This is a genomic window from Kocuria cellulosilytica, assembly GCF_040981245.1.
GTDB lineage: Bacteria > Actinomycetota > Actinomycetes > Actinomycetales > Micrococcaceae > Kocuria > Kocuria cellulosilytica.
The window spans coordinates 197,418-210,757 of record NZ_JAVFWZ010000002.1 but is presented as its reverse complement, the minus strand read 5'-3'; the positions used below and the strand labels follow the sequence as shown (position 1 = coordinate 210,757).

The 13,340-nt window shown below is 76.9% G+C and carries 9 protein-coding genes; 7 read left to right on the top strand and 2 right to left on the bottom strand.

The window, feature by feature from the left end:
- Positions 1-91: 91 nt before the first annotated feature.
- Positions 92-2,041 (bottom strand): acetate--CoA ligase, encoded by a 1,950-nt coding sequence (gene acs, locus RCG67_RS03515; protein ID WP_368824848.1) that lies wholly within the window; start codon positions 2,039-2,041, stop codon positions 92-94.
- 174 nt (positions 2,042-2,215) lie between these two features.
- Here acs and nth point away from each other — a divergent pair, with 174 nt between their 5' ends.
- The 3 genes from nth (at position 2,216) to RCG67_RS03500 (ending at position 7,684) form a co-directional block, all read left to right on the top strand.
- Positions 2,216-3,091: an endonuclease III gene (nth, locus tag RCG67_RS03510; RefSeq protein ID WP_368824847.1), complete on the top strand. Its 876-nt coding sequence runs from the start codon at positions 2,216-2,218 to the stop codon at positions 3,089-3,091.
- Positions 3,092-3,177: 86 nt separating this feature from the next.
- Positions 3,178-3,867 (top strand): NUDIX hydrolase, encoded by a 690-nt coding sequence (locus RCG67_RS03505; RefSeq protein ID WP_157571242.1) that lies wholly within the window; start codon positions 3,178-3,180, stop codon positions 3,865-3,867.
- 109 nt (positions 3,868-3,976) lie between these two features.
- Entirely contained in the window at positions 3,977-7,684 is a 3,708-nt protein-coding gene (locus RCG67_RS03500; protein WP_368824846.1) for an nSTAND1 domain-containing NTPase, read from the top strand.
- A gap of 79 nt (positions 7,685-7,763) precedes the next feature.
- On the opposite strand, the gene RCG67_RS03495 is transcribed toward RCG67_RS03500, so the two are convergent.
- The gene (locus tag RCG67_RS03495) at positions 7,764-9,512 is read right to left on the bottom strand and encodes a bifunctional 3'-5' exonuclease/DNA polymerase (RefSeq protein ID WP_368824845.1); all 1,749 of its coding nucleotides are present in this window, start codon (positions 9,510-9,512) and stop codon (positions 7,764-7,766) included.
- Positions 9,513-9,656: 144 nt separating this feature from the next.
- On the opposite strand from RCG67_RS03495, the gene ssd reads away from it, so the two are divergent.
- The 4 genes from ssd to RCG67_RS03475 are packed head-to-tail and all read left to right on the top strand — an operon-like array spanning position 9,657 to position 13,262.
- Entirely contained in the window at positions 9,657-10,742 is a 1,086-nt protein-coding gene (ssd, locus tag RCG67_RS03490) for a septum site-determining protein Ssd (RefSeq protein WP_368824844.1), read from the top strand.
- The gene (locus RCG67_RS03485) at positions 10,739-11,944 is read left to right on the top strand and encodes a TadA family conjugal transfer-associated ATPase (protein ID WP_368824843.1); all 1,206 of its coding nucleotides are present in this window, start codon (positions 10,739-10,741) and stop codon (positions 11,942-11,944) included. Before ssd ends, RCG67_RS03485 begins: the two co-directional genes overlap by 4 nt.
- Positions 11,941-12,705, top strand: coding sequence for a type II secretion system F family protein (locus RCG67_RS03480; RefSeq protein WP_368824842.1), 765 nt, complete (start codon positions 11,941-11,943; stop codon positions 12,703-12,705). Before RCG67_RS03485 ends, RCG67_RS03480 begins: the two co-directional genes overlap by 4 nt.
- Positions 12,702-13,262 carry a type II secretion system F family protein gene (locus RCG67_RS03475; RefSeq protein ID WP_368824841.1) on the top strand — a complete coding sequence of 187 codons (561 nt, stop codon included), beginning with the start codon at positions 12,702-12,704 and terminating at the stop codon, positions 13,260-13,262. Before RCG67_RS03480 ends, RCG67_RS03475 begins: the two co-directional genes overlap by 4 nt.
- Positions 13,263-13,340 lie beyond the last annotated feature (78 nt).

The following is a 13,340-nucleotide window of genomic DNA, read 5'->3' as shown; positions in this document are numbered from 1 at the left end:
TCTCATCCGGGCACCGGGCCGGCCCCCGGACGCCGCAGCGCCCCCTCGCGCGGCAGGGGCGAGGGGGCGCTGCGGAGCGGGGCGCGCGGGACTACCGGGCGAGCGAGTCCACGATCTGCTGCATCACGGTCTGGTCCGCGAGGGTCGAGACGTCGCCGACCTCGCGCTCCTCGGCCACGTCCTTGAGCAGCCGGCGCATGATCTTCCCGGACCGGGTCTTGGGCAGCTCCGGGACGATGAGCACCTTCTTGGGCTTGGCGATCGGGGAGATCTCCTTGCCCACGTGGGCGCGCATCTCCTCGGACAGCTCGGCCTTGTCCCGGTCCTCGGCCGCGGCCTGGTCGGAGAGGATCACGAACGCGATCACGGCCTGGCCGGTGGTCTCGTCCGTCGCGCCCACCACCGCGGCCTCCGCCACGGACGGGTGGGAGACCAGGGCGGACTCGATCTCCGGGGTGGAGAGGCGGTGGCCGGAGACGTTCATGACGTCGTCCACACGGCCGAGGATCCACACGTCCCCGTCGGCGTCGCGCTTGGCGCCGTCACCGGCGAAGTACATCTCGCCGAAGCGCGACCAGTAGGTGTCCACGTAGCGGTCGTCGTCGCCCCAGATGGTGCGCAGCATCGCGGGCCACGGCTCGCGCAGCACGAGGAACCCGGAGGTCTCGTTCGGCACGGGCTGCCCGTTGTCGTCCACGACGTCGACCTTGATGCCGGGCATCGGCACCTGGGCGGAGCCCGGCTTGGCGACCGTCACGCCCGGCAGCTGGGAGATCATGATGGCGCCGGTCTCGGTCTGCCACCACGTGTCGACGATCGGGCAGCGGCCGCCGCCGATGACCCGGTGGAACCAGGTCCACGCCTCGGGGTTGATGGCCTCGCCCACGGTGCCGAGCACCCGAAGGGACGAGAGGTCGTACTCCGCCGGGATCTCCTCGCCCCACTTCATCATGGTGCGGATCGCGGTGGGGGAGGTGTACATGATGGACACCTTGTACTTCTGCACGATCTCCCAGAAGCGCCCGCGGTGCGGGGAGTCCGGGGTGCCCTCGTAGATCACCTGGGTGGAGCCGTTGACCAGGGGCGCGTAGGCGACGTAGGAGTGCCCGGTGACCCACCCGACGTCGGCGGTGCACCAGTAGACGTCCGTCTCCGGCTTGAGGTCGAACACGTACTTGTGGGTGAACGCGCCCTGGGTGAGGTAGCCGCCCGTGGTGTGCATGATGCCCTTGGGCTTGCCCGTGGTGCCCGAGGTGTAGAGGACGAACAGCGGGTCCTCGGCGCCCTGCTCGGAGGGGGTGTGCTCCGTGGAGGCGGCCTCGACGGCCTCGTGCCACCACACGTCCCGGCCCTCGGTCATCTCGATGTCGGCCTCGTTGCGGCGGACCACGAGCACGTGCTCCACGGTGGAGCCGCCGCGGGACAGGGCGTCGTCCACGGCCGGCTTGAGCATGGAGGGCTTGCCGCGGCGGAAGGTCCCGTCCGCGGTGACCACGAGCTTCGCCTCGCCGTCCTCGACGCGGGACAGCAGCGCGTCCGCGGAGAACCCGCCGAAGACCACGGAGTGGATCGCGCCGATGCGGGCGCAGGCCAGCATCGCGATGACGGCCTCGGCGATCATCGGCAGGTAGAGGGCCACGCGGTCGCCCTTGGTCACGCCGAGGCTCTCCATGGCGTTGGCGGCCTTCGACACCTCGTCCTTGAGCTGGGCGTAGGTGTAGCTGCGGCTGTCGCCGGGCTCGCCCTCGAAGTGGATGGCCACCCGGTCCCCGTTGCCGGCCTCCACGTGGCGGTCCACGGCGTTGTAGCACGCGTTGAGGGTGCCGTCCTGGAACCACTTCGCGAACGGGGGGTTGGTCCAGTCGAGGACCTCGGTGAACTCCTTGTTCCAGCTCAGCAGCTCCCGTGCCTGGCGGCCCCAGAAGTCGACACCCTCCTCCTCCGCCTGCCGGTACAGCTCCGCGGTGGCATTGGCCTGGGCCGCGAACTCGGGGCTCGGGGCAAAGGTCTTGGTCTCGACAGGTGTGGTCTCCGAAGCCATGTGGTCTTCCCTTCTCGTGGCACACCGCGCACGGACCCCCGGAGGCACCGGACGTCCGTGTCACAGCTCACATAGTGTCGTTTTCACCCTAGACGATCGGTGCACCCGGTTCCACAGGGGCCACGCCGCGCCGAGTCACGGAAGCGCTCCGGGGGCCCCGCCTAGAATCGTGGCATGGTCCTCCCCGCTGTGCCCCGTCCGCCCGCCCACCTGCGCGTCGTGGACCCCGCCAAGGCGCGCGCCGGTGCCGCACGGCGCCGCCGGACCGGCGCGCCGGAGTCCCCGCTGGCGCGCAAGCGGCGGGCCCGCCGGATCAACGCGGTGCTCGCCGAGGCGTACCCGTACGCGGTCGCCGAGCTGGACTTCCGCTCCCCGTACGAGCTGCTCGTGGCCACGGTGCTCTCCGCCCAGACGACGGACGTGCGCGTGAACGCGACCACGCCGCGGCTGTTCGCCGCCTGTCCCACGCCGCGGGCGCTCGCCGAGGCGGACGAGGCGGAGATCGAGGAGATCATCCGCCCGCTCGGCTTCTACCGGGCCAAGACCCGGGCGATCCGGACGCTCGCGCAGAAGATCGTGGACGACCACGACGGCGAGGTGCCCGGGCGGCTGGAGGACCTGGTCACCCTGCCCGGCGTGGGCCGCAAGACCGCCAACGTGGTGCTCGGCAACGCCTTCGGGATCCCGGGGATCACCGTGGACACCCACTTCGGCCGGCTGGCCCGCCGCTTCGGCTGGACGGAGGAGGAGGACCCGGTCAAGGTCGAGCGGGACGTCGCCGCGCTGTTCGAGCCCCGCGACTGGACCGACCTGTCCCAGCGGCTCGTCTACCACGGGCGGCGCATCTGCCACTCCCGGCGGCCCGCGTGCGGGGTGTGCCCCGTCGCGGACCTCTGCCCGTCCTACGGCGAGGGACCCACGGACACGGCCCAGGCGGCGGCGCTGCTCAAGTACGAGTTCGCCCCGGGCCGGGAGGAGCTGCTGGAGCTGTTCCTCGCCGGCCGGACCCGGGCCGAGCTGCAGGCCGACGGCTGGCCCCTGAGCTCGTGAGCGGCACCGACGGGCGAGGAGGACGGCGCACGGGCGACGCCTACCAGGACCTGCTGCGGGTGGCCCGCAACGGCCGGCTGCTGCAGATGGAGGACCGCGAGCCGTGGCGGATCGGCCGGATCGACGAGAACTACCGCCGCTCGGCCGTGCTGATCCTCTTCGGGGCGCTCGACGACCTGCCCTCGCGCGCCGCCGAGCACGGGGAGGGGGTGGGCCGGGACCTCGACGTCCTGCTCGTCCAGCGGGCCGCCACGCTGCGCTCCCACCCCGGCCAGGTGGCCTTCCCGGGCGGCCGGCTGGACCCCGAGGACGGCGACCTGCACGAGGTGCTGTCCGTGCCCGGGGGAGAGGTCAGCGCCGCCCACGTGCGCGCCGCCGTCCGCGAGGCCGAGGAGGAGACCGGGCTGGACCCGCGGGGTGTGGAGGTGCTCGGCGCCCTCGCCCCGGTGCCGCTGCCCGTCTCCAACCACCTCGTCACCCCGGTGCTGGGCTGGTGGCGGGAGTCCTCGCCGGTGGACGTCGTGGACCACGCCGAGTCCTCCCTGGTGTTCCGCGTCCCCGTGCTGGACCTCATCGACCCGGCCAACCGGCACTCCGCCACCGTGACGCGCGGGCGGCAGACCTACCGCTCGCCCGCCTTCACGGTCCCCGTGGCCGGCACCGCGTCCACCGTGACCGTCTGGGGGTTCACCGGGGTGCTCCTGGACCGGGTGCTCACGGCGCTCGGCTGGGCCGTGCCCTGGGACGCCGGCCGGGTCCGGCCCGCCCCGCTCTAGCACGTCCCGGGCGCATGACGCCCCCGGTGCGCAACATTGCCGGTGCACCGGCAAGCCGCCTTACGATGCCAGGGTCCCCCGTGTCCACGACCCCCCCAGGAGGCTCCCGGTGGCCTCGCCCCGACCCGGCACTGAACGGCCCCGGCTCGCCGAGCAGCTCAGCGCCGCCCGTCGCCGCCGCGGCCTGTCGGTGCGCGCCCTGGCGGCCTCGTGCCGGGTCCCCGCCAGCACCATCCAGGGCTGGCTCAGCGGGGCGCACCTGCCCGGACCGGCCCTGCGCGGGGAGTTCACGGCCCTGCTGGACGCCCTCGGGCTGACCGACGAGCGCCCGGCGGAGCTGTGGTGGGCGGACGTCAACCGCTCCCGCACCCCCGTCCGGCCGGACTCCACCCCGTACGTGGGCCTGCGCTCCTACCGTCCCGAGGACGAGGCGCACTTCTTCGGCCGCGCCGCGGAGATCGCCGTGCTCGGCGAGCGGGTGGCCCGGCTCGCCGACGCGGACGGGCCCCGCATCCTGGCCGTGGTCGGGGCCTCCGGGGCGGGCAAGTCCTCGCTGCTGGGCGCCGGACTGCTCGGCCGGCTGCGGGCCGGGGGCGGGCCCCTGCACGGATGGAGCGCCGTGGCCACCACCCCGGGCCTCGACCCCGTGCACCGGCTCGCGGAGGCCGTCGGGACGGCACCGGACCTGCTCGTCGTCGACCAGCTGGAGGAGCTCTGGACGGGCGCCCGGGACGACGAGGAGCCCGGGCGCTTCCTGGACCGGCTCGCCGCGGCGAGCCGGGACCGGGTGGTCGTGGTCGGCCTGCGGGCGGACTTCTTCGGCACGGCCAGCCGGCACGCCGAGCTGCGCGCCGCCCTGGAGCGGCCGGTGCTGCTCGGCGCGCTGACCCGGGAGCAGCTCGAGCAGATCGTGGTGGGCCCCGCGGCCGCGGTCGGCGCCCGCGTCTCCCCGGACCTGGTCGAGGTGGTCCTGCGGGACGTCGCCCCCCGCGGCACGGAGGTCGGCGTGGGCCTGCTGCCGCTGCTCTCCCAGGCGATGCTCGGGACCTGGGAGCATGCCCGCTCCCGGGAGCTGACGGTGGCCGACTACCACGCGGCGGGCGGCATCACGGAGGCCGTGGAGCGCCGCGCCGAGGAGGTGCACGCCCGGCTGGGCCCGCGTGAACAGGAGGTGGCCCGGGCTGTGTTCCTGCGGCTGGTGCGCGTGGTGGGCACCGGGACCTCCGCCACGGTCGTGCGCACCCCGGTGCTCCGGGAGGAGCTGCCGGAGGGCGGGGCGGCGGTGGTCGAGGACTTCGCCCGCGCCCGGCTGCTGACCATCGACCGGGACGAGATCCAGCTCAGCCACGAGTCCCTGCTGGACCACTGGTCCCGGCTCAGCCGCTGGATCGAGGACAGCCGCCGCGACCTCTACGTCCGGCAGCAGCTGCAGCGCGCCACGCAGATGTGGCTGGCCAACGACCGCGATCCCCTTGCGCTGATCCCGCTGGGCCAGCTCGCGTCCTTCCGGGACTGGACCGGGGACCCGCGCCAGCAGGCGCTGCTGAGCCCGGCCGAGCGGGAGTACCTCGAGGAGAGCGAACGCCACTACGAGGACGCCCTGGAGCGGCAGAAGCGCAGCGCCCGGGAGATCGAGCGGCGCGGCCACGTGGCCCTCGTCCTGCTGGCGCTGGCGGTCTGCGCGGCCGTGGTGGCCGGTGCCCTGGGCCTCCGGGCGGAGCGCTTCCAGACCGTCGCGGAGACCGCCCGCGACGAGGCGCTCTCCCGCCAGACCGCGCTCGAGGCCTCACGGATCCGGGGCGAGTCGCCCAACCTGGCCTCGCAGCTGAGCCTCGCGGCCTACCGGATGGCCCCCACCCGGGAGGGCACCTCCGCCCTGATCGACGCGACCGCGGTGAACGCCCCGGAGCGGTGGCTCGGCCCGGACGGCGCGTCCCGGCTCGCGGCGCTGGACGACGGCTCCGTCGTCGCCCGGGCCTCGGGGGACGGCCGGCTGTCCGTGTGGCGGGACAGCGGCAGCCTGCACGAGAACCGGGAGGACCTGGCCGTGGTCGACGGTGCCCCCGGGCTCAGCGACGTGGACCTCCGCGCGGTGGACGGCCGCGTCCTCGCGGCGGTGGGCGGGCGCGGGCACGTGAGCCTGTGGGACGTCACCGACCGCCCGGCCCGTCGGCTGGGCGGCCTCGCCGTGGACGGGGGGACGCCGGTCAACGCGGTCGTCCTCTCGCCCGACGGCCGGCAGCTGCTGGCCGGGGCCCGCGGCGAGGTGCTGCGCTGGTCCCTCGACGACCCCCGCGCCCCCGTGCGGCTGCCGGCCCTGGCGCTGGGGGAGGACGCCGACGTCCTGGCCCTCGCGGCGGCGCCCGACGGCACCGTGTACGCGGGCGGGACGTCCGGGGAGATCGTCCGGTACGCCACGGACGGCCGCCGGGCGCAGCGCCTGGACCCGGTCCCGACCGGGCGGGTCGTCCGGGCCCTGGACCTCGGCGACGACGGCGCGCGCCTCGCCGCGGGGCTCAGCGCCCGCGAGCTGCGCCTCTACGACGTCGAGGGGGAGCAGGTCTCCCGCTCCGGGACCATCACGGACTTCGGCAGCTGGATCAGCGACGTCGCCCTCACCCCGGACGGGGAGCACGTCGTGGCCGCCAGCTTCGACCAGAGCGCCTACGTGCACCGGCTCTCCGACCTCGCGCGCGTGGACTCCTTCCCCACCGCCGCCCGGGTCACCAGCGCGCTGCGCGTGGGCGACCGGGTGCTCACCACCTCGCAGGACGGCACCACGCGCGCCTGGGACCGGCGGGGACCCGTCATCGAGCGGCGGGGCGAGCCCGTCTACCAGCTCTCCGTGGACCGGGAGCACACCGTGCTGAGCGCCGTCGGCATCGGCCCCGACATCGTCTCCCTCTTCGACGTCACGGAGGAGTCCCCCCGGCCGCTGCCGCCCCCGGAGGCCCCCGCCGGGGAGGCCCTCTGGTACGCGGGGGCCGTGGCCCCGGACGCCTCGTTCGTGGCCGGGGGCACGGAGGACGGGGACGTCCTCGTGTGGCCCCTGGAGGACGGGCGCCCGCAGGCGCCGGAGCGGGCCGACGCCATCGGCGCGGGCGTCACCGGCACCGACGTCACGACGGACGGCGGCACGATCGCGGCGTGGTCCGAGGTCGGCGCCGAGATCGCCCTCCTCCGCCGCGCCCCGGAGGGACCGGTCCGGCGGGTGGCGAGCATTCCGATCGGCGGCACGGAGGCCGCGCGCTTCGACGCGGACGGCACGCTCCTGGCCGCCGCCGACGACGTGAACGGCGTGGAGCTCTGGGACGTCACCGACCCCACCGCACCGCGGCGCACCGCGGAGCTGGCCCTCGACTCCGTCGCCACCTCGATCGCGTTCTCCCCGGTGGAGGAGCTGCTGGCCGTGGGCACCGAGGGGGGCCGGGTGCGCCTCTGGGACGTCACGGATCCCGCCGACCCCCGGCCGGTGGCGGAGACCTCGGACGCCCTGTCCTCCGTCAAGGGACTGCACTTCTCCGAGGACGGCGCCCTGCTGGCCGGCGCCTCCGGCGACAAGTTCGTGTGGATGTGGACCGTGGGCGCCGCGGACCTGGAGGTCCACGCAGCCCTGTCCGCCGCCGGCGACCGGATGAACGACGTGCGCTTCGTCGGGGACCGCCTCGTCGCCACCGGCGACGACGGCGTGGTGCGCAGCTGGCTGGTCGACGCCGAGGACGCGGTCGAGGCGATCTGCACCAACCGGGGCGACCCCATCACCGAGGACGAGTGGCGCCGGCACGTGACGGGCGCCCCCTACCGGGACCTGTGCTGAGTCCCGTGCGGAGTCCTCTGCGGAGCCGGCTGCCGAGTCCCGTGCTGGGCCCTCTGCCGGGTCCTCTGCCGGGGGCGGCTCACTTCGCGTCCGCGTAGGACTCCACCACGGCCACGCTGACGGGGAACTCCACGGGGATCCGCCCGAACACCAGCCGGGCCGCCTGCTCGGCGCAGCCGCGGACCAGCTCGGCGGCCCGTTCGGCGTCCTCCCGTGCGCAGTGCAGCACGACCTCGTCGTGCAGGAAGAACACGAGCTCCGCGTCGACGCCCTCCCGCGCCAGCGCCGAGCGGATGGCGCCCATCCAGCACACGGCCCACTCGGCCGCGGTGCCCTGGACCACGAAGTTGCGGGTGAACCGGCCCTGGCCGCGGGCCATCGCCCCGGCGCGCCGCTCGGCCTCCGCGGTGGCGGTGTCCCGCTGCGCCGCGTCCCACTCCGGGCCCGGCCGCGGGGACCAGCGGCCCAGGTGCGTGCACACCTGCCCGCCCGTCTCGCCCACGCGCGCCGCCCGCTCCACGTAGTCGACGGCGCGGGGGAACATCCGGGCGAGGTGCGGCATGAGCCGGCCCGACTGGCCGGTGGTGGCCCCGTACATCGCGCCCAGCATCGCGACCTTGGCCTGCGGGCGCTCGGTCAGCTCCGAGCCCCGCTCCTCGCCGAGGTCCGCGATGGCCTGGTAGAGGTCGCGGCCGCGGGACGCCGCGGCCAGGGCGTCGTCGTGGGCCAGCGCCGCCAGCACGCGCGGCTCGAGCTGGGCGGCGTCGGCCACCACGAGCACGCGTCCCGGGTCCGCCCGCACGGCGTCCCGCACCACGTGCGGGATCTGCAGGGCGCCCCCGCCGCGGGCCGACCAGCGGCCGGTGACCACCCCGCCCACCACGTACTCCGGGCGGAAGCGGCCGTCCCGCACCCACGTGGCCAGCCAGTGCCACCCGTTGGCGCTGAGCAGCCGGGCCTGCTTCTTGTGCTCCAGGACCGGCTCGATCAGCTCCTGGCGCCGGGCGGCCAGGCCGGGCACGGCCCGCGCCCACTCGACGAGCTCCCACTGCCGGGTGCTCGTCACGTCGATCCCCGCCGCCCGCATGGCCTTGAGCAGCTCCTGCGGGGAGTCCGGGTTGAGCCCCGGGGCGTGCAGCGCCTCCCGCAGCCGGGCCACGGTCGCCTCCATCCGCGGGGGCCGCTCCCCGGGCGCCGGCTCGGGGCCCAGCGCGTCCTCCAGCAGGGCGCGGTGCACGTCCTCCCGCCAGGGCACCCCGGCGTGCTGCATCTCCGCGGCGATCAGCGCGCCCTGGGACTCCGCGGCCAGGAGCAGGGTCAGCCGGCGGGGGTCCACGGCGCCCGACACCGCGGTGAGCTGCGCGCGCAGCTCGTCGACCAGTGCCGCGGTGCCGGGGCCCGTGGCCCGGGGCAGGTCGAAGAGGCTCGACTGGTCCTCGGCGGGGGACGGCGGCGGGAGCAGCCCGGGGGCCTCGTCGGCGGGCAGCGGGGCCAGCACCGGCTCGTAGGGCAGCGGGGACCCGGCGCCGGACCCGTGGGCGGTGGCGGCTGTGGCCAGGATCGCCTGGCACAGCCGCAGGTCGTGGCAGCGCTCCACGCGGGCGCCGGCGGCCAGCAGCTGCGGATAGACCGCGCCCGTGCGCTCCCAGGTCCAGCGCGGCGGGGTGGACCCGTCCCGCCGGGCGGTCTCCTCGCGCTCGGCGACGAACGCAGCCAGCTCCCCGGCGGGCACGTCGATCCCGGGGCCGTCCGGGGCGCCGGTGCCCGTCAGGGGCTGGACCCGGTGCCCGCCGCCGCCGTCCTGCGCTGGTCCCACCACGATGTGCATCCGCCCATTGTCCTGCACGGGTCCGTCACGCTAGGCCGGTGCCCGGACTGCACACGCCACCGGGCCCGCGGGGACCCGGTGCGCCGTCCACAGCGGCGCCCCGGCCGCCGACGGCCTGGCCCCGGCCGCCCCGACAGTGGGGCCATGAGCACCGCCGCCCACCTCCCCGCCCCGGCCCCTCCGCTGCCCGCCCCCGGAGCCCGTGCCCGCACCGTGCGCCTCGTCAGCGACGACGCCGGGCTGCGCGCCACGGTCGAGCGCGTCTGCGCCGCCGCCGGCGCCGACCTGCTGGCCGACCCGCCCGGTGCGCCGCCGCCGGGCACGACCGCGGACGTCGACCTCGTCGACGTGCGCCATGCCGTGCGGGGCCGGGTCCGGCCCGGCACGGTGCTCGTGGGCCGGCCCGAGGACCCGGGGGTCTGGGACCGTGCGGCCGAGCTCGGCGGCTGCGCCGTGGCCGTGCTGCCGGACGCCGCCGGGTGGCTCGCGGACCTGTTCACGGCCGGCCCGGGCGGGTCGGCCGGCCCCGCGGGCACGGGACGGGTGCTGGGCGTGCTCGGCGCCGTGGGCGGGGCCGGCGCCTCCACGCTGGCGTGCTGGCTCGCCGACCGGGCCGCGCACGAGGACCGGCCGGCCGTCCTCGTGGACGGGGACCGCGCGGGCTGCGGCATCGACGTCCTGCTGGGGCTCGAGGATCAGGACGGTCTGCGCTGGCCGGACCTGCTCCGGATCGCCGGGGCCGTGCACGCCGAGCAGCTGTGGCCGGCCCTGGCCCGGACGGGGCAGCTGCGCTGGCTGTCCTGGGACCGGTCCCTGCCGGACGGGACCGCCGCGCCGTACGCCGCCGTGCTCGAGGCGCTGCGCCGGGCGGCGGCCCTCGTCGTCGTGGACCTGGGACGGGCGGGGCCGGGCACGGCGGACACCGCGGCCCTGTGCGACGAGGTCCTCGTGCTGACGCCCCGGACGGTGCGCGGCGTGCTGGCCGCCCGGTGGGCCGCGGGCCTCCTGACGGGCGCCACGGCCCGTCTGGTCCCGGCGGGGCTCGACGTGGCCGACGTCGACGACGCCCTCGCCGCCGCCACGACCGGGCTGCCGGTCGCGGGCTCCGTGCGCTTCTCCGGCGCGGTGCCGGAGGCCGCCGAGACGGGCCGCCTGCTCGAGGCGGGCCGCTCCCGCCGGCTCGCCCGGGACGTGGCGCACCTGCTCGAGGCCGCCGGGGTCCCCCGGTGAGCGCCGCGCTCCCCGGCCGGCCGCCCGCGCTGCCGCCCGCCCTGCTGGACGACGTGCGGGACCGGCTGCTGTCCGCCCCCGGTCCGGTCACGGACACCGACATCGCCGAGGCCGTGCGCGCCGGCGGCAGGGTGCTCGGGGCCGCCGGCACCCTGCGCGCGGTGCAGGCCGTGCGCGCCGAGCTGACCGGTCTCGGCCCCCTCGAGCCGCTGCTGCCGCACCGCGGGCTCACCGACGTCTACGTCAACGGGCCGGACCAGGTGTGGCTCGAGACCGAGTCCGGGGTGCGGCGCGTCCCGTCCCCCTTCGGCTCCGACGCCGAGGTGCGCGCCCTGGCCGTGCGCCTCGTCACCGCCGCGGGACGGCGGCTCGACGCCGCCCACCCGTGCGCGGACGTCCAGACGGCCGCCGGCTACCGGGTGCACGCCGTCCTCCCGCCCGTGTCCACGGGAGGGACCCTGCTCTCCGTCCGCTTCCGGAGCACGAGGACCCTGTCCCTGCCGGACCTCGTGGCCGCGGGGACCGTCGACCCCGGCACCGCCGGGCTGCTGGTGGGCGCCGTGCGCGCGGGCGCCGGCTTCCTGGTCAGCGGCGCCACCGGTGCGGGGAAGACGACGGTGCTCAACGCCCTGCTCTCCTGCGTCCCCGAGCACGAGCGGATCGTGCTCATCGAGGACGCCGCCGAGCTGCGCCCCGAGCACCCCCACGTGGTCGGCCTGCAGGCACGCCACGCCAACACCGAGGGCGCGGGCGGCATCGACCTGGCGGAGCTCGTCCGGCAGGCCCTGCGGATGCGGCCGGACCGGCTCGTGGTGGGGGAGTGCCGGGGCGCCGAGGTCCGCGAGCTGTTCACGGCCCTGAACACCGGCCACGCCGGGGCGGGAACCGTGCACGCCAACTCCGCGGAGGCGGTCCCCGCCCGGCTCGCGGCCCTCGGCGCCCTGGCCGGGATGAGCCGGGAGGCCGTCACGCTGCAGGCCGCGAGCGCCCTCGACCTGGTCGTGCACGTGGCGCGCGCGGGAGGACGCCGGGAGGTGCGGGCCGTGTCCCTGCTCGAGGACCGCGCCGGCGCCCTCGTCACGGTGCCGGCGGCGCTCCGGGACCGCGACGGGGTGCGCCGCGGTCCCGGCTGGGACGGGCTGTGCGCCCTGCTCGGGCCTGCGCCCGCCGCCGGCGAGGAACCCGCGGGGCAGCGGCCGTGAGCACCACCGCGGTCCTCCCCCTGGCTCTCTGCCTGTGCCTCGCCGGGGGCGCGGCGGCGCTGCTCGCCGGACCGGTCCACCGTGTCCGGTCGGTCGCGCGGGCGCACGCCGGCGCGGTCCCCACGGTCCCGTGGCAGGCCCGGTTCCGGCGCGACGCCGCGGCGGAGGCCGCCGAGTGGATCGCGCTGCTGCGCCGGCTGGCCGCGCTGCTGCAGGCGGGCCGCTCCCCGGCGGCCGCCTTCGACGGCGCGGGCCCCGCCGGGGACCGGGGTCCCCGCACGGGTACCGGCCGGCACCTCGAGACGCTGTGCGCCTCCGTGGCGGCCGCCGCCCGGCTGGGGCTGGGCGTCTCGACCGCCCTGGCGGCGGTGCCCGCCCCGGCGCTCGGCCACCGCCCGCTGGAGCGGCGGGCGGCCGCCACCACGGCCGAGCTCTGCCTGTGCTGGGAGGTCTCGGAGCGCACCGGCGCGCCCCTCGCGGCGCTGCTCGGCGGCCTCGCCGACGCCCTCGAGGCGGAGCTGGACGCCGAGGCGGCACGCGGCACCGCCCTGGCCGGCCCCCGCTCCACCGTCCGGATCCTGACGTGGCTCCCGGTGCTCGGGATCGGGCTGGGCATGCTCATGGGCGTCGACCCGCTGCGCACGCTCCTCACCACCCCGTGGGGGCTGGCCGCCCTCGTCGCCGGTGCGGTGCTCACGGGCCTCGGACGGGTGTGGACGCGCACGCTGATCGGCCGCGCCGAGGCGGTGGGGGCGCGATGACCGCCCTCGCGGCACCCGCTGCCGGACTGCTCCTGCTGGTCGCCGCGGTGCTGGCCGTGCTCCCGTCCCGCGCCCGGCTCCGGGGGACGTCCGGGCCGGCCGCCCGCCGGCCGCCCGGCACGGACGTCTCCGCCGGCGTCCTCGTGGAGCTCACCGCCGCCATGCTGGACGCCGGCCTGCCCCTCGGGGAGGCCGTGGCCGTGCTGGGCGGGAGCCGGAGGGACGCCACCGGGGTCGTGCTGGAGGGGGTGGGCGCCCGGCTGCGGCTGGGGCTTCCGTGGCACACGGCGTGGGCCTCGGCGGGGGAGCTGCCCACGCACCTGGCCGACTACCGCGAGGCGCTCACGTTCACCGCGACCTCCGGGGCGCCCTCGGCCCGGAGCCTGCGCGCGCAGGCGGCCCAGGTGCGGCGGGCGGCCTACCGGCGCGCCGAGCGGGCCGCGGAGTCGCTGTCGGTCCAGCTCGTCCTGCCGCTGGGTCTGTGCTCCCTGCCGGCCTTCGTCTGCTGGGGCGTCCTGCCGGTCGTGCTGGGGCTCGTCCCCGAGGTGTTCGGATGACACGCCGCGCCCGGAGCCGCGGGCCCCCGACCGCGGGGACCGCGCCCGCTCCGCACCGGGTCCACGCCGTGCGCGGCC

What these genes read in the sequence shown, in the direction of transcription:
- RCG67_RS03495 (WP_368824845.1), bottom strand. Translation starts at nt 9,512, where the DNA reads ATGCACATCGTGGTGGGACCAGCGCAGGACGGCGGCGGCGGGCACCGG.
- acs (WP_368824848.1), bottom strand. Translation starts at nt 2,041, where the DNA reads ATGGCTTCGGAGACCACACCTGTCGAGACCAAGACCTTTGCCCCGAGC.
- nth (WP_368824847.1), top strand. Translation starts at nt 2,216, where the DNA reads ATGGTCCTCCCCGCTGTGCCCCGTCCGCCCGCCCACCTGCGCGTCGTG.
- ssd (WP_368824844.1), top strand. Translation starts at nt 9,657, where the DNA reads ATGAGCACCGCCGCCCACCTCCCCGCCCCGGCCCCTCCGCTGCCCGCC.
- RCG67_RS03475 (WP_368824841.1), top strand. Translation starts at nt 12,702, where the DNA reads ATGACCGCCCTCGCGGCACCCGCTGCCGGACTGCTCCTGCTGGTCGCC.
- RCG67_RS03505 (WP_157571242.1), top strand. Translation starts at nt 3,178, where the DNA reads ATGGAGGACCGCGAGCCGTGGCGGATCGGCCGGATCGACGAGAACTAC.